We start from the raw sequence: 23745 nt of genomic DNA, 5'->3' as shown, positions 1-23745 counted from the left end.
AGAAGATGATAAACATTAAAGAAGCTAAAACAAAGAAAGAAATAAAAAAATTTGTTTTATTTCCTTTTTCACTTTATAAGAATAATAAATATTGGGTTCCTCCAATAATAAAAGACGAAATCAACAATTTTGATGCTAATAAAAACCCTGTCTTTAAACATTCTCAAGCTTGGTTTTTACTTGCATATAAAAATGATAAAATTGTAGGTAGAGTTTTGGCTATCATCAATTGGCATGAAGTTAATGAGCAAAAGATCAAAAAAATGCGTTTTGGTTGGTTTGATATGATTGACGATGTAGAAGTTTCTAAAGCACTTTTAGCAAAAGTAAACGAAATAGGCAAGCAACATAATTTAGAATACTTAGAAGGGCCAGTTGGTTTTAATAATTTAGATAAAACAGGAGTACTAATAGATGGTTTTGATCACCTTGGAACTATGATTACTTGGTACAACCACCCATATTATAAAGATCATTTAGAACAATTAGGCTTTGTTAAAGAAAAAGAATATTTAGAGAATAAGTTTAAGTTTAAAAATGTAGATACTGTATATTATTCAAGAGTATCTAATATTATAAAAAAACGTTTAAAGTTAAAGGCTTTAGATTTTAAAAAAACAAAAGACATCATGCCTTACGTAGATGATATGTTTACTGTTTTTGATAAATCGTATTCTACTCTTGCTACTTATGTACCCATTTCAGAAGAGCAAAAAGAGTATTTTAAAAAGAAGTATATCTCATTCATAAATCCTGAATATATTAAGTTTGTTATGAATGATGAAAACCAACTTATTGCATTTGCAATTGTAATGCCTTCTTTTTCTAATGCTTTGCAAAAAGCAAAAGGTAAACTATTTCCAACAGGAATTTTTTATCTTTTAAATGCTAAAAAACATGCAAAAGATGTTACTTTTTATTTAATTGGAATTGATCCAAAATATCAAAATAAGGGAGTTACAGCTATAATTTTTGATCAATATTCAAAAACATTTGCTAAAAAAGGTATTATAAATTGTATTAGAACACCAGAATTAGAAGAAAATGAAGCCATTAGAAAAATTTGGCAAGATTTTAATCCTGTAACACATAAAAGAAGAAGAACATACAGAAAAGCCATTCAATAACCTTCAAATAAATTAATATATAATACTTTCATATAGTGCAGCTTTTTTACAACAACTTACTTGATAAAAATTCAAAAGAAATTCTTTTTGATAAAATAGAAAGTAAACATATTGTTCGTGTATTACGTAAAAAAGAGAATGATATTTTAGACATTACAAATGGAAATGGCTTATTATTTAAAGCCAAAATTACGCTAGCAAATGACAAAAGATGTATTGCAGAAATTATACAGGTAGAAGAAAAAGATAAACTTTGGGATTATTACTTACACATTGCTATAGCACCCACAAAAAATAATGATAGATTAGAGTGGTTTTTAGAAAAAGCTACAGAAATTGGCATAGATGAAATTACCCCAATTATTTGTCAAAACTCAGAACGAAAGATTGTTAAACAAGAAAGGTTAGAAAAAATCATTCAATCTGCCATGAAACAATCTTTAAAATTTACATTACCAAAACTTAATGAGCCCATTAAATTTAATGATTTTATAGATCAAGATTTTAATGGTAAAACATGTATTGCTCATTGTGAAGATGATAATAAAACATTATTAAAAACAATTGTAAATACTAAAGAAAAAATTACAATTTTAATAGGCCCTGAAGGCGATTTTTCTACTCAAGAAATTAAAAAAGCTTTATCAAAAAAATTCACACCCATCTCTTTAGGAGAAAGTAGATTAAGAACAGAAACTGCAGGATTAGTTGCTGTGCAAACTGTTGCCATCATCAATCAATAATTTAGTATATTGCTATAAATTCTTATAGTGAAATATTTAAAAATTTGTTTTTTATTCGTTTTTATTTTTTTAAGCAAATTTTATGCTCAAGATGTAGCTATTTTAAAATATAATGGTGGTGGAGATTGGTATGCAAACCCAACAGCAGTACCTAATTTAATAAAATTTACAAACGATAAGATTAAAACTAATATTTCTAAAAATCCACAAAGTGTAGCTGCAAATAGTACCGATATTTTTAATTTCCCTATATTATTTATGACTGGCCATGGAAATGTGTATTTTACAGATGATGAAGCTAATAACATAAGAAATTATTTAATTTCTGGTGGCTTTTTACATATTTCTGACAATTATGGTTTAGATAAATTTATTAGAAAAGAAATTAAAAAAGTCTTCCCAAATTTAGAGTTTACAGAAATACCTAGCAATCACCCTATTTATAATCAGACTTTTAAATTCCCTAATGGAATTCCAAAAATTCATGAACATGATAAAAAAAATGCTCAAGGATTTGGACTTTTCTACGAAGGAAGGTTAATTGTTTTTTATGATTACGAAACAGATTTAAGTGATGGCTGGGAAGACCAAATAATACATAATAATCCAAAAGAAGTTAGAGAAAAAGCATTAAAAATGGGAGCTAATATAATTGAGTATGCTTTTAAAAATTAGTCAAGGAATTAATATTGATGATATTAAAATAAACTTCGATACTAGTGGTTTATGGGTACTTAATATAGCCATTGCTATTATAATGTTTGGGGTAGCTTTAGGTATTACTATTGATGATTTTAAAAGACTTTTTAAAAACCCAAAAATTGTGTTTGTAGGTGTTTTTTCGCAATTTATTTTATTACCAGCTGCCACTTTTTTGGCAATTATACTTATAGAGCCTCATCCTAGTTTTGCTTTAGGTATGATGATGATTGCAGCTTGTCCTGGAGGGAATGTCTCTAATTTTTTTAGTAAAATGGCTGGTGGAAACGCTGCTTTATCTGTAAGTTTAACTGCATTTGCTACATTGATTTGTATTTTTATGACTCCTTTTAATCTACAGTTTTGGGGTAGTCTTTATGAACCAACTAATATTATTTTAGAACAAGTTTCTTTAGATTGGAAAGATTTACTAAAATTAGTTTCATTAATATTAGGTATACCTTTATTCTTTGGGATGCTCATTAAACATTATCATTCTGAAATGGCTACAAAAATTGAAAAGGTTTTAAAACCATTGTCAATGTTAGTTTTTGTGGCTTTAATTTTTGTAGCATTTTCTCAAAACTTAGATGTATTTGTAAACTATATTCATCATGTAATATTCCTTGTTATTTTTCATAATATTTTTGCTTTTATTATTGGATTTTATACTGCTAAATCTTTTGGCTTAAATAAACAAGACACCAAAACTATTTCTATGGAAACTGGTATTCAGAATGGTGGTTTGGGTTTACTTTTAATATTTGGTTTTTTTGACGGTCTTGGAGGCATGGCTTTATTAGCTGCTTTTTGGGGTATATGGGATGTTTTTTCTGGTATGGCTTTAGCTACTTTTTGGGGCAGAAAAAAAGTAAAAACAACAATGTGATGTTAAAAAAAATTTGGTACAATAGTGTAAAGCTTTTTTTAAAAGTCTCTTTAAATTTTTATGCCAAAGAAATTAAAATTTCTGGGAGAGAAAATATTCCAAAAAAAGGTGCTGTTTTATTTGCCATAAACCATCCTAATGCACTAATGGATCCTTTATTTGTAACATCTTTTAATCCTAGAGAAAATCATTTTTTGGTAAGAGCAGATGTTTTTAAAAAACCCTTAATAAAAAAAGCTTTAGCTACATTAAACTTAATGCCAATTTACAGGATAAGAGATGGAAGAAAACAACTCTCTAATAATGAAGAAATTTTTAAAAAATGCTTTTCTATACTTAAAAAACAACAAACGCTAATTATTTTTCCACAAGGAGGCCATTGTAGAGACAGAACAATTCAACCTCTTAGTAAAGGGTTTACAAGAATAGTATTTGGTGCTTTAGAAGAAAATCCTGGTTTAGAAATTACAGTAATTCCTGTTGGTATTACTTATCAAAATTCTGGCAAATATCCTTGTAAAGTAGCAGTAAAATTTGGTTTCCCTATTATTTCTTCAGAGATATTAAATAATAATCCAAAACCAAAAGCTATACTTATATTGAAAGACAAAGTTAGCTCACAACTAAAAAAATTAACGGTTCATATACCTAATGATGAAAATTATAAAACAACTTTAGAACAACTAAATAAGGCAAACATAGATTTTACAGAAGTTGATACAATAAATAAAATGATTATTGAAAATGAACTTCCAAAAACTAATATTGCTAAGAAAAATAATCTAAATCTAATATTTTATTTAATAATTATAAATAGCTGTATTCCTTATTTATTTTGGAAAAGACAGAAGCAAAAAATAAAAGAAAAAGAGTTTATAGATACCATGCGTTTTGGTGTAAATACCATTTTATTTCCACTCTTTTATTTGTTACAAGCTATTATTATAAGTTGGTTTTTTAATTTCAAAATTGGAGTTTTATATTACTTTCTTTCAATAAGCATCGTATTTATATACACTAAACTTTCTCCAATACATACTGAAGATTAAAAGCTATTCTATAATTGCATCTTGAATAGTTTGTTGAATTTTAGTACGCATATTACTTCTTATCAACCCTCTATTTTCCATATTTGGATAGACTCTATTAGATAAGAAAACATAGACTATTTCACTTTTTGGATCTGCCCAAGTATAAGTCCCAGTAAAACCAGAATGACCAAAACTTTCTTCAGAAACACAACCACAAGTAGCTTTTACATTTGGATTTAGTTGTGGTTTATCAAAACCTAAACCTCTTCTAACTTTTTTATTTTCGTAATAACGAGTGTTAAATTTATCTACAGTTTCTGCATTCAAATACCTTCTACCTCCATAGAAACCTTTTTGTAAATACATCTGCATAATTTTTGCTACATCATTAGCATTTGCAAACAATCCTGCATGTCCTGCTACACCTCCCAGCATTGCTGCACCCATATCATGCACATAACCATGTATTAACTGGTTTCTATAATAATCATCTTTTTCTGTAGGCACTATTACTGATTTATGAAATTTTTGGAGTGGTAAATAAGTCATTCTATTTGCACCAAGTGGTTTATAAAAAGAATTTTCAGCTAATATATTTAATGGTTTATCATATTTTTCTTCTAGAACTTCTTTAAATAAATAATAACCTAAATCACTATACTTATAACCTTCTCTTTCTCTTTGATCTACTTCTCTAATATATTTGTAAATACTGTCTTTGTAAGATTTTTTTATGTATAAATTTTCAGCAACTTTTACATTAAATCTTCCAGTTCTTTTTCGTCTATAAAATTGCGAAGAATTTTGCCCTGTTAAACTATCTTTTGTTTTTGTGTAAAAAGGTATCCATGCTTTTAAACGTGCATAATGAGACAATATATCTACAACAGAAGCAGATGCTTTATTTGTATTTTTAAAACTTGGTAAAATATCTTTTAACTCTGCAGATAAAGGAATTTTCTCCTCTTCTTCTGCTTTCATTATTAAAGGCAAAGAAGCTAATATTTTTGTTAATGAAGCTAAATCGTAAATATCAGAATTTTTAACTAACAATTCTTTTTTATCTGTATGATAGCCATAACTTTTTTGAAAAACTACTTTCCCTTTTCTAGCAACTAAAACCTGAAAACCAGGTGCCATTTTTTCCTTAATAATAGTATCTGCAAATTGATCTATTTCTGCCAGTTTTTTTGAGGATAATTTTACATCTTCTGGTATTGAATATTCTAATCTGCTTAAACTATATGTTTTTAATCCTGTACCTTCTTTAAACTCTTCACCTATAGAAACAGGTAACTTTCCTGAAGTTGCAAATGCACCAAAAATTGCTTGTGCAGATAATTCTTGAGCTAATTTACTATTTTGGTATGAAACCATAATAGACTCTATATTGCTAAAAGATTTTAAGTCTAATAAACTATAAGGGCTAGTAAATACATCTAAAATTACAGTATGTTTTCTTGCTATTTCTTGCAACCAAACTAATTCTTCGTCTTTAAATTTATAACTTTTCCAAGGGTGATTATTCGATTTATGAAAACCTACTATTACCAAATTATAGTTTTTTAATTTTTTAAGTAAACCATCTAATTTAGTGTCAGAAACCTCATCAACTTTTGTATAGTTTTTAAGCATTTTTAAAAAGTCATCTCCATTATCATCTCCTAATTTTACATAAGCTATTTCTTTAAAATCTAAATTGGATAATGGAATATTCTGCTTTTCATCTTTAATTACTGTAAGAGAGTTCTTAACTAAATCTCTGTGTAAAAGCTCGTCCTCTACTGTATTTAAATCTTCTTGTAAATTTTCTAAAGCAACAGGTTTATAGTTGTTTAAACCCATCCAATACTTTGCTTTTAAAATTTTTCTAACAGAAAAATCTAACCTTTCTTCAGAAAGTGTTTTTAAAGTTAAAGCTTGTTTTAATAATCGAACACTTGCTGGAACATCTTGAGGAATTAACAACAAATCATTACCTGCTTTAATAGCTGAAAGATCTACTTCTGCAGATGTTGCGTAATCTGTAGCACCTCTCATATTTAAGCCATCTGTTATAATTAAACCATTAAAACCTAATTCTTTTTGCAACAAATCTGTTACCACATTTTTAGACAATGAGGTTGGTAAATTTGCATTAGACTCTAAACTTGGGATATTTAAATGTGCTGTCATTACACTTCCTACACCAGCATCAAAAAGTCGTTTATAAGGATATAGCTCTATGGAGTCTAATCTTGCTTTATCAAAATCTAAAAAAGGTAAAGTATGATGTGAGTCTGCTGCAGTGTCTCCATGACCAGGAAAGTGTTTTGCATTTGCCATTACTCCATATTTCTGCATTCCTTTTGTAAAAGCAATGGCTTTCTGAGTTACGTTTTCTTTACTTTCTCCAAAAGATCTATTACCAATTATTGGGTTTAAAGGATTGATATTTATATCTACAACTGGAGCAAAATTAACATGAATACCTAATCTTTTGCAATGTTTACCTAAATGCTCTCCAAACTTTCTTACTAAAGAATCGTTTTGAATTGCACCAAGTGTCATATTCCAAGGAAACTTATAAGTGTTTTTCAATCGCATATCTAAACCCCATTCCCCATCAAAACCAATCATTAATGGTAGTTTAGAAAGTGCCTGATATTTGTTATTTAAAACAGCCTGTTTTTCAGGTGTACCTTGCATAAAGATTAAACTTCCTACATGATATTTTGTAATCATTTCAGTTATAAAAGCTTCATGTTTTTCGTCTAAATTAGAATAAGCTTGCACCATAAAAAGCTGACCAATTTTTTCATCAATAGTCATAGTACTCATAATACTATCTACCCAAATCTCTTGTTTTTCTGCATCTACAGTTCTAAGAGGGTCAATAGTTTGTGAGAAAAATTTAGAGACACTCACTAGTAAAAAAAGTAGCAATATTCTTTTTTTCATATACCTTTTCTTGTTCAATTTTTATATCAAAAAACGTTTGTGCCAACTATCTTTTGCTGGTACTTCCCAACTATTTTCAAAGTCTTCTTTGGTTGCTACCATATTATTAAAGACAATTGTTTCTTGTGTAATTTTATGCTCTTTTGCAAATTTTTGAAAATCTGAAAGCCTCACCAAATTAATATGATTCCCATTTTTAAAAGTTACATTCAATTTATCCATAAGATTTAATTGTAACTCTTTTTCTAGAGCTTGTATAAAATGTACAGATGCATCTATAGAGCAACCAGAAACATTATTAAAACTCTCATCAACAGCCAATACTAAAAACTGATTATATTTTATTGTAAAAGAGCCTTTTAGATCGTCTCCATGTCTTGTCCAAGAATTAATAAACTCTTCTGCTTTTGTTGAAATGAACGCTATTTCTTTTTCTGTAAATTCTCTGTTTGACTGATAAATCCAAACTCGAGAATTATTAGGTAAATTTTTATATGGAGTATACATTTATATTATCTTAAATTAAATTTTTGTTGTAAAGCTTGCAACTTTTCTTCATCTGACATGGTTTCTTTTGGAGATGCCATTCGTTCTTTAATTTCTCTTAAAACCTTCTTAGTATACAATGGAAAATCAGCATTTTGTATCCAATTATTGTAACCTGGGTTTTCTTTCAACACTTCTTCAACTGTTCTTCCTTTATATTTCCCAAAAGAAAAGATTTCTTGCCCATCATCATTAATTAAAATAAAACCAGCAAAATCACCTCTTTTACCATGTGTAGAAAATTCACTTAAACTTTTTACATCATTTTCTAAATCATCATATTTTTCTATTTGAGCTAACAAAATTTCATAAGTAGCATTTGTATCTGCTTCAGCACCATGTGCGCCTTCTAACTCTTTACCACAATAAAATTGGTATCCAGCACTTAAAGTTCTTTGTTCTTTTTTATGAAAAATAGTTTGTACATCAACAGCTTTTCTATCATTCATATCAAAATCTATACCTGCTCTCATTAATTCTTCTGCTAATAAAGGAATATCGAATCTATTTGAATTAAAACCAGCTAAATCACACCCTTCTATCATTTTATTAACTTCTGGTGCTAGCTCTTTAAATGTAGGTTCTGTAACCACTTTTTCGTTAGTAATACCGTGTATTTCTGCTGCTTCTTTTGGTATTTCTACTTCTGGATTCACTAACCAAGTTTTACTTTCTTTATTACCATTAGGAAACACTTTTAATATTGATATTTCTACAATTCTATCTGTTGCAATATTAACTCCAGTGGTTTCTAAATCGAAAAATACAATTGGTTTTTCTAGTTTTAAATTCATCTATTGTTCGTTGTTTAATTGTGCTTTAAAATCGTCTAAATGAGCTAATAATTCTGGAGACAATTTAGGTTCTTTAAAATCGTATTTTTCTAATTCTTCTAATAAAATTTCTGCCAAACGAAGTCTTGCTGTTGGCTTATCATCTGCAGGGATAACAAACCAAGGTGCATTTTCTTTTGAAGTTCTATTGATTGCATCTTCATAACAAAACTGATATTCATCCCATAACTTGCGTTCTTTTAAATCTGCTGGTGAAAATTTCCAATTCTTTTCTTGAAGATTTAACCTTCTTAAAAGTCTGCTTTTCTGTTCTGATTTAGATAAGTTTAAAAAGAACTTTAGAACTATAGTTCCGTTTTTCACTAAGTGATTTTCAAATTGATTTATTCTCTCCATTCTATCATGATAGAAAGCATCATCTAAATCTTCGACTTTAGAAATATTTGGAATGTTTTCGTTTAAAATATAATTTGGATGAACTCTTGTTACCAAAACATTTTCGTAATGAGTTCTGTTAAAAATACCCATCTTTCCTTTTTCTGGAAGTACAATATAATGTCTCCATAAAAAATCATGATTTAACTCTAATTCTGTAGGTACTTTAAAACTGTGTACTTCTACACCTCTAGGATTTACGTCTTTAAAAACCTCTCTTACCAAACTATCTTTGCCAGAAGTATCCATTCCTTGCAAACAAATAAGTACAGCAAATTTACCTTCTGCATACATTGCATTTTGTAAATCACTTAATTTTTTTCGTAATTTTTTTAATTTCTTTTTAGCATCTTCTTCTACTTCTTTTGTAGATATTTTTTTTAGTGATATTGGTTTTGTAACTCTATATTTTTCTAAAGACATTCTTTTATTTAATTAAAGCTTAAAGATAAAAAAATATGTGGTTTTAGCATTGAATTTTGGTACTCAATTAGTAATAATAATGATAATTTTTTCATAAAAAATTCTTTACAAAACAGAATTTACTTAATAGCGTATTTCATTTGTTTCTGAATATAATTTCCAATAAATTAGCTAATTAGGTTTTCATCTTTACTAAAGAGAAGAAATTTATTTTTATGTCGAAAAAAGGAAAAGCAAAGAATACTTTAAATAAAGCAAAACATACTAAGTTGATGAATCAAAAAATTAACAAAGTAAAATTGCAAAAACAACAAAATAAAGAACGTTTAAAAGCCATTATTAAAAAAGCTAACGATCAAAAAAACCAAGAAATTTGAGTTTAAAATACTATTTAGGTGTCATAGTCTCTACTCCTCTATTACCAATTATGTTTTTTCAAGGTAAAAAAATTAGAGCTACTGTACCTAATTTACCTGAAGCTAAAAACCCTAAAGGATATATAAAAAAAGAAAGTGATAAAACTTTAAAAATTATATGTATTGGTGAGAGTACAATTGCTGGAGTTGGAGTAGATTTTCATAAAAATGGTTTTCCTGGAGCTTTAGCCAATGAAATTGCAACTAGTAACAATATTTCTGTATTATGGAATGTGTATGCTAAAAGTGGTTACACTGCAAAAATGGTTCGTAAAAAATTAGTTCCAATAATAGAAGAATCTAATGCAGATGCTATTATTATTGGTTTAGGAGGTAATGATGCTTTTACTTTAAATTCACCAGAAGTTTGGATGTTTCAAATTAATCAACTTATAAAAAAACTAAAAAGGAAATATCCAAAAACAACTATTTACTTTACAAATATGCCTCCTATTAAAGAATTTCCTGCCTTTACCAAAACTATAAAATTTGTAATTGGAAATTTAGTTGAAATTTTTGGTAAAAGATTACACAGAAGAGTCAGTAGAAAAAGGGATGTATATTACAATAGTGAAATTATTACACTAGAAAACTGGCAAAATAAATACAATATTCAAGGTGATGTTTCAATTTTTTTTAGTGATGGAGTTCATCCTTCTAAATTAACGTATCAAACTTGGGGAAAAGATATGGCAAATTTTATGATGAGTACAGAAAGTTTTAAAACATGGATGCAAAAGAAATAATAGTTTTTTTTGGTTTAAAATCTCATCCTGAAGGAGGGTATTTTAAAGAAATTTACAGAAGTAGTGGAATAATACCTAATGATCATTTACCTGAATTTATTAAAGGAGACAGAAATTATTGTACTAGTATTCATTTTTTATTGACTTCAGATAAGTTTTCTGCTTTTCACAAAATTAATCAAGATGAAACTTGGCATTTTTATAGTGGCACAACTTTAAAAATTCATATGATTTCGCCTAAAGGAGAATATTCTTTTGTTTTCATTGGAACCAATTATTCTGAAGGTGAGATACCTCAATTTACTGTACCTGCCCATTATTTTTTTGCTGCTGAAGTAATAGAAAAAGACTCGTTTTCTTTTGTAGGATGTACTGTTTCACCTGGTTTTGATTTTAGAGATTTCACTTTACCTTCTTGTAAAGAACTATCAAAAGAATTTCCAGAACATAAATCTAAAATTGAACGATTAACGCACCATTAAAAATCAAAAATCCCAAGTCTGCAAACTTGGGATTTTCTTTAATTCAAATTTATTAAATAACAATAGATTTTATTGGTCTATTGCACCTAATACACGTTTCATAAAAGCATTTAATGCTTCTTTTTTAGGAGTGCCTTCTTTGATCATTTTATGAACCTCTAGAGCACCATACATATTAGAAATTAACTCTCCTATTACATCTAATTCATCATCTTTTAAAGAAGGTACTTCAGTTAAAGACTCTAAAGTCTCTAAAGTCTCAATTAAATAATCTTCATCATTTTCTTCAATAAAAGAAGTTAAGTGTTTAATTATAGGTAACTTCATTATTATGCAATTTCTGTAACTAGCTCTTTTAAAACATCAAATTTATTAGTCTGAGCTTGGTTTTTCTTCTCTCCATTTATAAAAGTCGCAAAAGTAGGTAAGTTACTTACATCTGCTAATTGTCTACTATTTGGATTTTTCTCAGCATCAACCATTACAAACTTAACGTCTCCTAACTCAGAAGCTAACTTCTTAAATTTTGGTTTCATTATTCTACAGTTACCACACCAAGTTGCAGAGTATTGTACAACAACTTTATCATTTTCGCTTACAATAGATTGTAAATTATCTTCTGTTAATTCTTGAACCATAATTTTTGTTTTAAAATTAATTTTTAGTTTACTGCTAAATATTCTGCAGTTGCTTTTGCATTTGCTTGCATAGCTTGCTTACCTTCTTCCCAGTTTGCAGGACAAACTTCTCCGTTTTTTTGAACATGAGCATATGCATCTATTAAACGTAACATTTCATTTACATTTCTACCAACAGGCATATGGTTTATACCTTCATGAAAAACTGTACCTTCTTCATCAATTAAATAAGAAGCTCTATAAGTAACATTATCTCCTTCTACTTGTACTGTACCAGTTTCTTCGTCATAAACTTCGTTTGTAATATCTAAAATACCTAATACCGAAGATAAGTTTCTATTGCTATCAGCTAAAATTGGGTAAGTTACACCTTCTATACCTCCATTATCTTTTGAAGTATTTAACCATGCAAAATGAACTTCTGGTGTATCACATGAAGCACCAATTACTATTGTATTTCTTTTTTCGAACTCATCCATTGCATTTTGAAATGCATGTAACTCAGTTGGACAAACAAATGTAAAATCTTTTGGATACCAGAATAACAATACTTTTTTATTGTTTTTTACTGCTTCTTCTAATACATTTAATTTAAATGTATCTCCCATTTCATTCATTGCATCCACATTTAAATTTGGAAATTTTCTACCTACTAATGTTGCCATTATTTGTTTTCTTTTTTTAAGTTATTAATAATTATTATGGTACAAAATTAAGTCCACAAAAACTCATAAATAAGAAATAAAATAAGATAAATTTTATACTAGAATAACTTTTATCAATACCATAAAAATTAAAAAATAAATATTTTTATAAACAACATTAATATAAGATTAAATAGGTGCACAATAACCATAAACTATATTGATATAAGAATTATAGATAAAAATTATTTAAAAAAATATTGTAGCTTTGGGAAGCAACTAAATAAAATAATAAATCATGGACAAAAATCATTCAGACTCAAATTTTAAAGCATGGGATGTAAATAAATCAGAAGCAGTAGATAAATGCCCATTTATGAGTGGCTCAATTAAAAAAACTGCTGGTGGAGGAACTAGTAATAGAGACTGGTGGCCTAACGAATTAAAATTAAATATTCTTAGACAAAATGCCCCGAAATCAAATCCTATGGGAGAAGATTTTGATTACGCATCTGCATTTAATAGCATTGATTATAGTGAATTAAAAAAAGATGTAATTAATTTGATGACAGACTCTCAAGATTGGTGGCCTGCAGATTATGGTCATTATGGAGGTTTTATGATACGTATGGCTTGGCATAGTGCTGGAACTTATAGAGTTGGTGATGGACGTGGAGGAGCTGGTTCTGGAACTCACAGATTTGCACCTTTAAACAGTTGGCCTGATAATGGAAATTTAGACAAAGCTCGTTTATTACTTTGGCCAATTAAAAAGAAATATGGAAATAAAATTTCTTGGGCAGATTTAATGATTTTAGCAGGAAATTGTGCTTTAGAATCTATGGGATTCCCAACTTTTGGTTTTGCAGGTGGTAGAGAAGATGTTTGGGAACCAGAGCAAGATATCTATTGGGGTAGTGAAACAGGATGGTTAGATAATGATGAAAGATATGATACAAGTGATGGTGATTTAGAAGGCCATTTAGGTGCTGTACATATGGGGTTAATCTATGTAAACCCAGAAGGTCCTAATGGAGATCCAGATCCTTTAAAATCTGCACATGACATAAGAATTACTTTTGGTAGAATGGCTATGAATGATGAAGAAACTGTTGCTTTAGTTGCTGGCGGACATACTTTTGGTAAAGCTCATGGTGCTGCAGATCCAGATAAATATGTTGGTGTAGAACCTCATGGAGCTTCAATTGAAGAAATGAGTACTGGTTGGAAAAACACATTTCAATCTGGTGTTTTAGATGATACAATTACCAGTGGTTTAGAGGGTGCTTGGACACCATCTCCAACACAATGGAATGACGAATATTTTGATGTATTATTAAATTATGATTGGGAATTAACAAAAAGCCCTGCTGGTGCTCATCAATGGACACCAACTGCTGCTTCAAATGCAAAAAGAGCACCAAAAGCTGGAGGAAATGGAACACAAGCATTAATGATGTCTACTGCAGATATGGCTTTAAAAATAGATCCTGAATATAGAAAAATATCTGAGCGTTTCCATAAAGATCATAAAGCATTTGAAGATGCTTTTGCAAGAGCTTGGTATAAATTAACACATAGAGATATGGGACCAATAACACGTTATTTAGGTCCTGAAGTACCAAGTGAAGAATTAATTTGGCAAGATCCAATTCCAAAAGTAGATTATACTTTAAGTGATGCTGATATTAATACTTTAAAGAAAATGGTTTTAACTTCTGATTTATCTATTTCAGAATTAGTAAAAACTGCTTGGGCTTCTGCTTCAACATTTAGAGGTTCAGATAAAAGAGGTGGAGCAAATGGAGGAAGAATTCGTTTAGAACCGCAAAGAAGTTGGGAAGTAAATAATCCTAAAGAATTAAGTAAAGTACTTTCTGTTCTTGAAGGAATTCAGAAAGAATTTAATGGAACTATTTCTATGGCAGATTTAATTGTTTTAGCAGGAAATGCTGCTGTTGAAGAAGCTGCTAAAAAAGGTGGATATACTATTTCTGTTGACTTTACTCAAGGAAGAGGTGATGCTACACAAGAGCAAACAGATTTAGAATCTTTTGGTTATTTAGAGCCAATTGCTGATGGTTTTAGAAACTATATGAATCCTAAATTAGATGTTGCTGCTGAAGATTTATTAGTAGATAGAGCAAACTTATTAACTTTATCTATACCAGAAATGACTGCGTTAGTTGGAGGATTACGTGTTTTAGGAGCTAATTTTGACAATTCTAAACATGGTGTTTTTACTGACAAAGTTGGCACATTAAGTAATGATTTCTTTACAAATATATTAGACCTTTCTGTTACTTGGAAAGTTGCTAATGCAGACGAAAAAGAATTTATTGGTAGAGATAGAGTAACAGGAGCAATGAAATTCTCTGGTACAAGAGCCGATTTAATTTTTGGATCTAATACAGAATTAAGAGCTGTTTGTGAAGTTTATGGAGCAAATGATGGTGAAGAAAGATTTGTTAACGACTTTTCAAAAGCTTGGGCTAAAGTGATGAATTTAGATCGATTTGATTTATAATAATCTTATCAATTCAAATAAAAAAGAGCTACAAATAGTAGCTCTTTTTTTATTCTTAAAATTAAAGTTATTTACTGGCAAAAAGTTTTACATCATTTTCAGAAATTTGTTTTTCACCTAATATTATTAAACGTTCTACAACATTTCTTAACTCTCTAATATTACCTGTCCAGTCGTATTTTTGGAGTAACTGAACAGCTTCATCAGAAAATGTTTTTTTAGGATTACCTTGCTCTTCAGATATTTTTTTAGAAAAGAAATCTATTAATAATGGGATATCTTCTCTTCTATCATTTAAAGCAGGTACTTTAATAAGAATAACAGCTAGTCTATGATACAAATCTTCTCTAAACCTACCCTCTTCAATTTCTTTATTTAAATCTTTATTAGTTGCAGCTACAACTCTTACATTAACTTTAATGTCTTTATCTGAACCTACTCTAGAAATTTTATTTTCTTGTAAAGCACGTAAAACTTTAGCTTGAGCAGAAAGACTCATGTCTCCAATCTCATCAAGAAAAATAGTACCTCCATTTGCTGCTTCAAATTTACCAGCTCTATCTTTATTTGTGCCAGTAAATGATCCTTTTACATGACCAAATAATTCACTCTCAATTAATTCTGATGGTATTGCAGCACAATTTACTTCTATCATTTGTGCTTTGGATCTTTCTGATTTTTCATGAAGCCAATGTGCAACCAACTCTTTACCTGTTCCATTAGGTCCTGTAATTAAAACCCTTGCATCTGTAGCAGAAACTTTTTCTATGATATCTTTAATGTGAGAAATACTTTCGCTCTCACCAATCATTTCGTAATTTTTACTTACTTTCTTCTTTAATCGTTTGTTTTCTACAACTAAAACTTTTCTGTCTAAAGCATTTCTAACTGTGTTTAACAACCTATTTAAATCAGGTGGTTTTGATATATAGTCAAAAGCTCCTAAACGCATAGTATTTACTGCTGTATCTAAATCTCCATGACCAGAAATCATCACAATTGGTGTTTCTGGTTTTATCTTTTTTGCTTTTTCTAACACCTCAACACCATCCATCTTAGGCATTTTTATATCACACAAAACTAAATCGTAATCGTTGTTTTTTATAAGCTCAATGCCTTCTAATCCATCTTCTGCTTCTTCTACTTGATAAGTATCATTTTCTTCTGAAATTATTTTTTTTAAGACTCTTCTTATGGCAGCCTCATCTTCAACAATTAAAATTTTTGACATGTTTTTGTTTTATATATTTTTAATCAACTTTAAATAAGTTGTAAATCTTTTTATTTCTCTGGAAAAAGATGAACATCTCTTTGAGGAAAAGGGATAGTTACTTTCTTCTCTCTAAATACTCTATCTATTTCAAATCTTAAATCACTTTGAACAAACCTAGCTTCAAAACTATTATTTAACGAAAAAACAACTCGAAAATTGAGTGAACTATCTGCAAAATCTGTAAATAATACTCTAGGTTCTGGCACTTTTAAAATTTTCTTATGAGATTTTGCAACATTTAAAAGTATTTCTTTTACTAAATCAACATCACTACCATAAGCCACTCCAACATCTACAGACTCTCTAGTTTCTACTCCATTTTCTGTCCAATTAAACAATATGTTTGTTAGATATAAATGATTAGGAATTACTAATACTTTATTATCTATAGTTACTGCTCTAGTTGTTCGTAAACGAATATCTAAAACTCGACCAACTTTTCCTTCTAACTCTATAATATCTCCTACATGAACAGATTTATCTACTAAAATAAATATTCCAGAGATAATATCTTGAAACAAGGTTTGTAATGCTAAACCAACACCAATTAAAAGTGCTGCAGAAGCAGCAAATACTGCTGTTACATTTACACCTGCAGTATGCATACCCACCAAAAAGATAATTAAAAAAACAAACCATCTTATGTAACTAAAAAGTGTTATAAATTTTCGTTCATCTTGGTTAGATAGTTTTCTAGTGATAATTCTACGAACAAAATTTAGAATCAAAGAAGTTATAATTAATGCTATTGCAATAAAAATTAACCCTTTTACAGTAATGCTAATTTCTTCAGAAAAAACAAATTTATAATCTAAAATTGAATTTGCTTCTTCAACAATTGTTTCTTTAACTTGATCAATAGTATCTTGCATCTATCCTTTATATTTTAACCATTTATATAAATCTTTATAAGTAGGTTTTTTACCATACATTAAAATACCAACTCTATATATTTTTGCTGCTAACCATACCATAAACATAAAAGTTACTAATAATAAACTCATAGAAATGGCTAATTCTGTCCATGTAACTCCAAAAGGAACTCTCATTAACATTACAATTGGACTAGTTAAAGGTATGTGTGAAAAAGCTACTGAAATAGGCCCATGAGGATCATTAATTACTGTAGCAAAACCAACATAAACCCCTAATATTAAAGGCAACATAATTGGCAACATAAATTGTTGCGTGTCTGTTTCATTATCTACAGCTGCACCAACAGCAGCAAATAACGAACTATACAACATATATCCTCCTAAAAAGTAAAATATAAAAAGTACAAATAGTTTTAAAAGTGGTAATCGTAAAACTTCTTGTATTAATACTTGCATTTTATCTCCACCAGCTACATTTTTTGCAGCCTCTAATTGTTCTGCAGATAAATTAGCTGTTTGCATTTCTGCCATATTAATGCCTAAAAGAGATGTTGTAAGAGTACCTAAGATAAAAATAAGAATACCCCAAATAAAAAATTGTAATAATCCTGCTGAAGCATTTCCAATAATTTTACCTAACATTAACTGAAATGGTTTTACAGAAGATACAATAACCTCTATAATTCTACTTGTTTTTTCTTCGATAACACTTCTCATTACAGAAGTACCATAAATCATAACAAACATCATTAAAAAATAACCAGCTATTGCTCCTACTCCAATCTTTAATCCATTAATTAATTTTGATGATTCTTCTCCAGAAAAATTATACATTTTAATATCTGACTGAATTCTAGAAGCATTTATTTTATTTATATCAATCCCAAAATCATTTAGTTTTTGGTTTCTTATTTTAGTTTCAATTTTATTTTCTAAAGCATTCATTACAGACATCCCTGGAGAATCTTTAGAATAAAATTCAATAGATTTTGCTAATAACTCTAGGCTATCTTGTTTTGGAATTATAAGTGCACCATAATAATTACCTTGCTCTACTTTCTGTTTTGTATCTTCAATACCTTTTGATGTAAAATCTAAATAATGAACAGTTTTAGAATCTTTAAAGTCTTCTTTTGAAAACAAACCTGAATTGTCTATGTAAACAATTTCTTTGACCTTTTCGTTATTTTTTTTCATTAAAAAATAAACTAAAAAACCCATACCAACCATTATTAGAGGACTCAAAAAAGTCATCACTATAAACGATTTATTACGAACCTTTGCAATAAACTCTCTTTCTATAATTAGTTTTAACTTACTCATCTCTAATTGTTTTTATTAACAGCTTGTATAAAAATATCGTTTGCACTTGGAATTAATTCAACAAAATGTTGCACTTCTCCTCTATTCGTTAAAAAAGCCAATAAATCGTTTGCAGAATCTTGCCTACCTAACTTAACATTTAAAGTTAATTCGTTACCTAACAATTTAAAATCTGGAGGAAAAACTTCAAATTTTTCTTTTAATTGAGATTCTACTTCTTTTGCATTAGAAGTATGTAAACCTACCTGAAAAGTATTTGTTCTAAATTCTCTTTTAATGTCATCTAACTTACCATCTAAAATTTTGTTAGATTTATTAATCAAAGCTATTTCATCACACATTTCTTCTACAGACTCCATTCTATGTGTAGAAAAAATAATAGTAGCACCTTCATCTCTTAGTTTCAAGATTTCTTGAGCTATTAATTGTGCATTGATAGGATCAAAACCAGAAAAAGGCTCATCAAAAATTAATAGTTTTGGTTGATGCAATACAGTTACTATAAACTGAACCTTTTGAGCCATTCCTTTAGAAAGCTCTTCAATTTTTTTATTCCACCAAGCAGAAATATCAAATTTTTCAAACCAATATTTCAATCTTTTTTTTGCTTCAGACTTAGACAATCCTTTTAATTGAGCTAAATACAAGGCTTGTTCACCTACTTTCATAGATTTATATAAACCTCTTTCTTCAGGCAAGTAACCAATATCAGCTGTATGCTTAGGTGACAAAGGTTCACCATCTAAAAAAATGGTTCCTTTATCTGGCATTGTAATTTGATTAATAATTCTAATTAAAGAAGTTTTACCAGCACCATTTGGACCTAAAAGTCCATAAACACTCCCTTTTGGGATATGTATAGATACATTATTTAATGCTCTAAAATCACCATAATTTTTTACAACATTATTTATTTCTAATAAATTACTCATGTATTTTTTGGTTAGAAGTTTTTTCTGAAAATCGTATTCTCACAAATTTAGTTAATTATAACTATTTGTAGCTCAAAAATTAAAATGGTTACAAAAAATAAAATGTTAAAATTTATTATGCATGCATAACTTTTTTTTAATTTACTATGCATGCATAGTAAATTTTTATATCTTTGGTGCAATGGATAAAAATATTTCAATAGACCATCAGTTAAGAGCCACTTGGCAAGCAGTTGCTAAGATGTATAATGAGCAAGCTGCAAAGCATGATAGTACTATGGCTACTGCTTTTGTACTTTTAACTATTGATAAAGTAAAAGGAACACCATCTACCTCATTAGGCCCTTTAATGGGAATGGAACCTACAAGTCTTTCTAGAATTTTAAAATCTATGGAAGAAAAAGGTGCCATTTCAAGAGAAAAAAATCCAGATGATGGAAGAAGTGTTATCATTAAATTGACAGATTATGGAAAAGAAATGCGTAAAGTTTCTAAAGGTCATGTCTATCAATTTAACAATATTGTTCGTGAATATGTAACAGAAAAAGAACTAGATTCTTTTTTTAAAGTTATGAACGTAATTAACAATTTAATTGCAGAAAAGAAAATTTTTGAAGAAATAAACCAAGATAAATAAAACATAAACTAACAAATAATGACAAGAAGAATAAAAAAAGTTGCAATAATTGGCTCAGGTATAATGGGTTCAGGTATTGCATGTCACTTTGCTAATATTGGTGTAGAAGTTCTTTTGTTGGATATTGTTCCAAGAGAATTAACAGATAAAGAAAAAGCACAAGGTCTTACATTAGAAGATAAAGTAGTTCGTAATCGTTTAGTAAATGATGCCTTATCTAATTCTTTAAAATCTAAACCTTCACCTATTTATAATAAAAAATTTGCAAGTAGAATTACTACAGGTAACCTAGATGATGATTTACATTTAATTAAAGATGTAGACTGGGTAATGGAGGTTGTTGTAGAGCGTTTAGATATTAAAAAATCTGTTTTCGAAAAAGTAGAAAAATATAGAAAGCCAGGTACTTTAATCACATCTAATACATCTGGTATTCCTATTAAATTTATGAATGAAGGCAGAAGTGAAGATTTTCAGCAACATTTTGCTGTAACACACTTTTTTAACCCTCCTCGTTATTTAAAATTATTTGAAGTAGTACCAGGGCCAAATTGTAAACAAGAAGTAACAGACTTCTTAATGATGTATGGTGATAAGTTTTTAGGTAAAACTTCTGTATTAGCTAAAGATACTCCTGCATTTATTGGAAACAGAATAGGAATCTTTGGTATTATGAGTTTATTTCATGTTGTAAAAGAAATGGACTTAACCATAGAAGAAGTAGATAAACTAACAGGCCCAGTTATTGGACGTCCTAAATCTGCAACTTTTAGAACCATAGATGTAGTTGGTTTAGATACTTTAGTACATACTGCAAATGGAGTTAAAGATAATTGCCCAAATGATGAAGCTAGAGATCAGTTTGTAATTCCTGATTTTGTAAACCATATGATGGAAAACAAAATGTTAGGTAGCAAAACCAAACAAGGTTTTTACAAAATGACTAAAGATGCAAATGGTAAAAGAAATATATTATCATTAGATTTAAACACATTAGAATATAGAGAAAAGAAACGTGCAAAATTTGCAACTTTAGAACTTACGAAAACGATTGACAATGTAACAGATAGATTTAAAGTTTTAGTTGCTGGTAAAGACAAAGCAGGAGAATTCTATAGAAAATCATTTGCAGCAATGTTCGCATATGTACAAAATAGAATTCCAGAAATTTCTGATGAATTATATAGAATAGATGATGGTTTAAGAGCTGGTTTTGGTTGGGAACATGGACCTTTCCAAATTTGGGATGCTATTGGTGTAGCAAAAGGTGTAGAATTAATGAAAGCTGAAGGTCATAAACCTGCTACTTGGATAACAGAAATGTTAGAAAAAGGAGAAACCTCTTTTTACACTGTAAAAGAAGGCGCAACATATTATTATGATATACCTTCAAAAGCTCAAGTTAAAAAACCAGGTCAAGATGCATTTATCATTTTAGACAACATTAGAAAATCTAACGAAGTTTGGAAAAACTCTGGAGCTGTAATAGAAGATTTAGGTGATGGAATTTTAAACTTAGAGTTTCAATCTAAAATGAATACCATTGGTGGTGATGTTCTTACTGCTATCAATAAAGCTATTGATTTAGCTGAGAAAAATTATCAAGGATTAGTGGTTGGTAATCAAGCTGCAAACTTCTCTGTAGGCGCAAATATTGGTATGATATTTATGATGGCAGCAGAGCAAGAATATGATGAGTTAAATATGGCCATCAAGTATTTTCAAGATACAATGATGCGTATGAGATACTCAGCAATACCAACTGTAGCTGCTCCTCATGGAATGACTTTAGGTGGTGGATGTGAATTATCTATGCACGCAGATAAAGTTGTTGCAGCTGCAGAAACTTATATTGGTTTAGTAGAGTTTGGAGTTGGTGTAATTCCTGGTGGTGGTGGTTCTAAAGAAATGGCTTTAAGAGCACAAGATTTATTTCACCAAGGAGATGTACAATTAAATGTATTACAAGAACACTTCCTAGCTATTGGTATGGCTAAAGTAGCAACATCAGCTTATGAAGCCTTTGATATGAATGTACTTCAAAAAGGAAAAGATGTTGTTGTTGTTAATAAAGACAGACAAATTGCAGAAGCTAAAAAGCATGCCTTATTAATGGCAGAAGCTGGCTACACTCAAAAACCAATGAGAGACGATATTTTGGTATTAGGTAAACAAGCTTTAGGTACGTTTATGGTTGGTACAGATTCTATGCAAGCTTCTAGATATATTTCTGAACACGATCAAAAAATAGCAAACAAATTAGCATATGTAATGGCTGGTGGAGATTTATCTGAACCTACAAGAGTATCAGAACAATATTTATTAGACATAGAGCGTGAAGCATTCTTAAGTTTAACAACAGAACGTAAAACTTTAGAACGAATTCAACACATGTTAAAAACAGGTAAACCTTTAAGAAACTAAGAAAATGAAAACAGCATATATAGTAAAAGGATATAGAACAGCAGTCGCTAAATCAAAAAGAGGTGGCTTCAGATTTAAAAGAGCTGATGAACTTGCTGCAGAAACCATTCAATACATGATGGGTAAAATGCCAAGCTTCGATGTGAATAGAATAGATGATGTAATCGTAGGTAATGCAATGCCAGAAGGATCTCAAGGTCTTAACATGGCACGTATTATTTCTTTAATAGGATTAAATACAGTTGATGTACCAGGAGTTACTGTAAATCGTTTTTGTTCTTCGGGTTTAGAAACAATTGGTATGGCTGTGGCTAAAATTCAATCAGGAATGGCTGATTGTATTATAGCTGGTGGTACAGAAAGTATGACTTCAGTTCCTATGACAGGTTTTAAACCAGAACTAAACTACAACATTGTAAACCAAGGTAATGAAGATTACTATTGGGGAATGGGTAATACAGCTGAAGCTGTTGCAGAAAAATATAATGTATCTAGAGAAGACCAAGATGAGTTTGCATATAACTCTCATATGAAAGCGTTAAAAGCATTAGCTGAAGATCGTTTTCAAGACCAAATAGTACCTATAGAAGTAGAAGAAACTTATTTAGATGCTAATGGTAAAAAAGCAACAAAAAAATACACTGTTAATAAAGATGAAGGCCCTAGAAAAGGAACTAGTAAAGAAGCATTAGCCAAATTACGCCCAGTATTTGCAGCAAATGGTTCTGTAACTGCAGGTAATTCATCACAAACTAGTGATGGTGCTGCTTTTGTTTTAGTAATGAGTGAAGAAATGGTAAAAGAACTAAATCTTGAACCTATTGCAAGAATGGTAAGCTATGCAGCTGCTGGTGTACCACCAAGAATAATGGGAATTGGTCCTGTTGCAGCTATTCCAAAAGCATTAAAGCAAGGTGGATTAAAACAAAGTGACATTGAATTAATCGAATTAAACGAAGCTTTTGCTTCTCAATCTTTGGCAGTTATGAGAGAGTTAAACCTTAATCAAGATATTGTTAATGTAAATGGTGGAGCTATTGCTTTAGGGCATCCTTTAGGTTGTACAGGTGCTAAATTATCTGTGCAATTATTTGACGAAATGCGTAAACGCGAAATGAATAATAAATATGGTATGGTGACTATGTGCGTAGGTACAGGTCAAGGTGCTGCAGGAATATTCGAATTTTTAAAATAAAACATA

Annotated in this window: 23 protein-coding genes; 12 read left to right on the top strand and 11 right to left on the bottom strand. The window is 29.4% G+C overall.

Annotation, left to right across the window (positions count from 1 at the left end):
• Window positions 1-5 precede the first annotated feature (5 nt).
• The 5 genes from ACFOWD_RS13000 to ACFOWD_RS12980 are packed head-to-tail and all read left to right on the top strand — an operon-like array spanning window position 6 to window position 4507.
• Window positions 6-1127, top strand: a complete 1122-nt coding sequence (locus tag ACFOWD_RS13000) for a GTP cyclohydrolase (RefSeq protein WP_377411267.1) — start codon at window positions 6-8, stop codon at window positions 1125-1127.
• A 35-nt stretch (window positions 1128-1162) separates the two neighbouring features.
• Window positions 1163-1870, top strand: coding sequence for a 16S rRNA (uracil(1498)-N(3))-methyltransferase (locus tag ACFOWD_RS12995; protein WP_377411264.1), 708 nt, complete (start codon window positions 1163-1165; stop codon window positions 1868-1870).
• Window positions 1871-1897: 27 nt separating this feature from the next.
• Window positions 1898-2545: a DUF4159 domain-containing protein gene (locus ACFOWD_RS12990; protein ID WP_377411261.1), complete on the top strand. Its 648-nt coding sequence runs from the start codon at window positions 1898-1900 to the stop codon at window positions 2543-2545.
• Window positions 2529-3458, top strand: a complete 930-nt coding sequence (locus ACFOWD_RS12985) for a bile acid:sodium symporter family protein (protein WP_377411259.1) — start codon at window positions 2529-2531, stop codon at window positions 3456-3458. Before ACFOWD_RS12990 ends, ACFOWD_RS12985 begins: the two co-directional genes overlap by 17 nt.
• Window positions 3458-4507, top strand: coding sequence for a lysophospholipid acyltransferase family protein (locus ACFOWD_RS12980; protein WP_377411256.1), 1050 nt, complete (start codon window positions 3458-3460; stop codon window positions 4505-4507). The genes ACFOWD_RS12985 and ACFOWD_RS12980 overlap by 1 nt, the downstream gene beginning before the upstream one ends.
• A 3-nt stretch (window positions 4508-4510) precedes the next feature.
• On the opposite strand, the gene ACFOWD_RS12975 is transcribed toward ACFOWD_RS12980, so the two are convergent.
• Genes ACFOWD_RS12975 through ACFOWD_RS12960 form a run of 4 tightly spaced genes read right to left on the bottom strand, consistent with a single transcriptional unit; the run spans window position 4511 to window position 9627 of the window.
• The gene (locus ACFOWD_RS12975) at window positions 4511-7429 is read right to left on the bottom strand and encodes a glycoside hydrolase family 3 N-terminal domain-containing protein (protein ID WP_377411253.1); all 2919 of its coding nucleotides are present in this window, start codon (window positions 7427-7429) and stop codon (window positions 4511-4513) included.
• A 21-nt stretch (window positions 7430-7450) separates the two neighbouring features.
• Entirely contained in the window at window positions 7451-7936 is a 486-nt protein-coding gene (locus ACFOWD_RS12970) for an ABC transporter ATPase (protein ID WP_377411250.1), read from the bottom strand.
• 5 nt (window positions 7937-7941) lie between these two features.
• Window positions 7942-8769, bottom strand: coding sequence for an exonuclease domain-containing protein (locus ACFOWD_RS12965; protein WP_377411247.1), 828 nt, complete (start codon window positions 8767-8769; stop codon window positions 7942-7944).
• Window positions 8770-9627, bottom strand: coding sequence for a PPK2 family polyphosphate kinase (locus ACFOWD_RS12960; RefSeq protein ID WP_298994067.1), 858 nt, complete (start codon window positions 9625-9627; stop codon window positions 8770-8772).
• 215 nt (window positions 9628-9842) lie between these two features.
• Between ACFOWD_RS12960 and ACFOWD_RS12955 the strand changes: the two genes are divergently transcribed.
• The 3 genes from ACFOWD_RS12955 to ACFOWD_RS12945 are packed head-to-tail and all read left to right on the top strand — an operon-like array spanning window position 9843 to window position 11271.
• Window positions 9843-10004, top strand: a complete 162-nt coding sequence (locus ACFOWD_RS12955) for a hypothetical protein (RefSeq protein WP_298994069.1) — start codon at window positions 9843-9845, stop codon at window positions 10002-10004.
• A complete protein-coding gene (locus ACFOWD_RS12950; protein WP_377411242.1) occupies window positions 10001-10789 on the top strand; it encodes an SGNH/GDSL hydrolase family protein in 789 nt (262 codons plus the stop codon). Before ACFOWD_RS12955 ends, ACFOWD_RS12950 begins: the two co-directional genes overlap by 4 nt.
• Window positions 10771-11271, top strand: coding sequence for a cupin domain-containing protein (locus ACFOWD_RS12945; protein ID WP_377411239.1), 501 nt, complete (start codon window positions 10771-10773; stop codon window positions 11269-11271). Before ACFOWD_RS12950 ends, ACFOWD_RS12945 begins: the two co-directional genes overlap by 19 nt.
• A gap of 69 nt (window positions 11272-11340) precedes the next feature.
• On the opposite strand, the gene ACFOWD_RS12940 is transcribed toward ACFOWD_RS12945, so the two are convergent.
• Genes ACFOWD_RS12940 through ACFOWD_RS12930 form a run of 3 tightly spaced genes read right to left on the bottom strand, consistent with a single transcriptional unit; the run spans window position 11341 to window position 12574 of the window.
• Window positions 11341-11598 (bottom strand): DUF6952 family protein, encoded by a 258-nt coding sequence (locus tag ACFOWD_RS12940; RefSeq protein WP_298994075.1) that lies wholly within the window; start codon window positions 11596-11598, stop codon window positions 11341-11343.
• A gap of 2 nt (window positions 11599-11600) precedes the next feature.
• Window positions 11601-11909, bottom strand: a complete 309-nt coding sequence (locus tag ACFOWD_RS12935; protein ID WP_377411236.1) for a thioredoxin family protein — start codon at window positions 11907-11909, stop codon at window positions 11601-11603.
• Window positions 11910-11932: 23 nt separating this feature from the next.
• Entirely contained in the window at window positions 11933-12574 is a 642-nt protein-coding gene (locus ACFOWD_RS12930) for a peroxiredoxin (protein WP_298994079.1), read from the bottom strand.
• Between the two features lie 277 nt (window positions 12575-12851).
• Here ACFOWD_RS12930 and katG point away from each other — a divergent pair, with 277 nt between their 5' ends.
• The gene (katG, locus tag ACFOWD_RS12925) at window positions 12852-15080 is read left to right on the top strand and encodes a catalase/peroxidase HPI (RefSeq protein ID WP_377411232.1); all 2229 of its coding nucleotides are present in this window, start codon (window positions 12852-12854) and stop codon (window positions 15078-15080) included.
• Window positions 15081-15147: 67 nt separating this feature from the next.
• On the opposite strand, the gene ACFOWD_RS12920 is transcribed toward katG, so the two are convergent.
• From ACFOWD_RS12920 to ACFOWD_RS12905, 4 genes are read right to left on the bottom strand one after another with little or no spacing between them, the layout of a single operon-like run.
• On the bottom strand, window positions 15148-16311 hold the full coding sequence (locus tag ACFOWD_RS12920) for a sigma-54-dependent transcriptional regulator (protein WP_377411229.1): 1164 nt from the start codon (window positions 16309-16311) through the stop codon (window positions 15148-15150).
• Between the two features lie 50 nt (window positions 16312-16361).
• Complete coding sequence (locus tag ACFOWD_RS12915) at window positions 16362-17225, bottom strand: mechanosensitive ion channel family protein (RefSeq protein WP_377411226.1); 864 nt, start codon at window positions 17223-17225, stop codon at window positions 16362-16364.
• Window positions 17226-18551: an ABC transporter permease gene (locus tag ACFOWD_RS12910; RefSeq protein ID WP_377411223.1), complete on the bottom strand. Its 1326-nt coding sequence runs from the start codon at window positions 18549-18551 to the stop codon at window positions 17226-17228.
• A 2-nt stretch (window positions 18552-18553) separates the two neighbouring features.
• Entirely contained in the window at window positions 18554-19483 is a 930-nt protein-coding gene (locus ACFOWD_RS12905; RefSeq protein WP_377411220.1) for an ABC transporter ATP-binding protein, read from the bottom strand.
• A gap of 181 nt (window positions 19484-19664) precedes the next feature.
• Between ACFOWD_RS12905 and ACFOWD_RS12900 the strand changes: the two genes are divergently transcribed.
• Genes ACFOWD_RS12900 through ACFOWD_RS12890 form a run of 3 tightly spaced genes read left to right on the top strand, consistent with a single transcriptional unit; the run spans window position 19665 to window position 23739 of the window.
• Window positions 19665-20120 carry a MarR family winged helix-turn-helix transcriptional regulator gene (locus ACFOWD_RS12900; protein ID WP_298994091.1) on the top strand — a complete coding sequence of 152 codons (456 nt, stop codon included), beginning with the start codon at window positions 19665-19667 and terminating at the stop codon, window positions 20118-20120.
• 18 nt (window positions 20121-20138) lie between these two features.
• Window positions 20139-22544 (top strand): 3-hydroxyacyl-CoA dehydrogenase/enoyl-CoA hydratase family protein, encoded by a 2406-nt coding sequence (locus tag ACFOWD_RS12895; RefSeq protein WP_377411217.1) that lies wholly within the window; start codon window positions 20139-20141, stop codon window positions 22542-22544.
• A gap of 4 nt (window positions 22545-22548) precedes the next feature.
• Window positions 22549-23739 carry an acetyl-CoA C-acyltransferase gene (locus tag ACFOWD_RS12890; RefSeq protein WP_298994096.1) on the top strand — a complete coding sequence of 397 codons (1191 nt, stop codon included), beginning with the start codon at window positions 22549-22551 and terminating at the stop codon, window positions 23737-23739.
• The last annotated feature ends 6 nt before the right edge of the window (window positions 23740-23745 follow it).

This window comes from Polaribacter marinivivus, from assembly GCF_042651285.1.
Classification (GTDB): domain Bacteria; phylum Bacteroidota; class Bacteroidia; order Flavobacteriales; family Flavobacteriaceae; genus Polaribacter; species Polaribacter marinivivus.
This window is presented reverse-complemented; position numbering and strand designations above follow the sequence as displayed.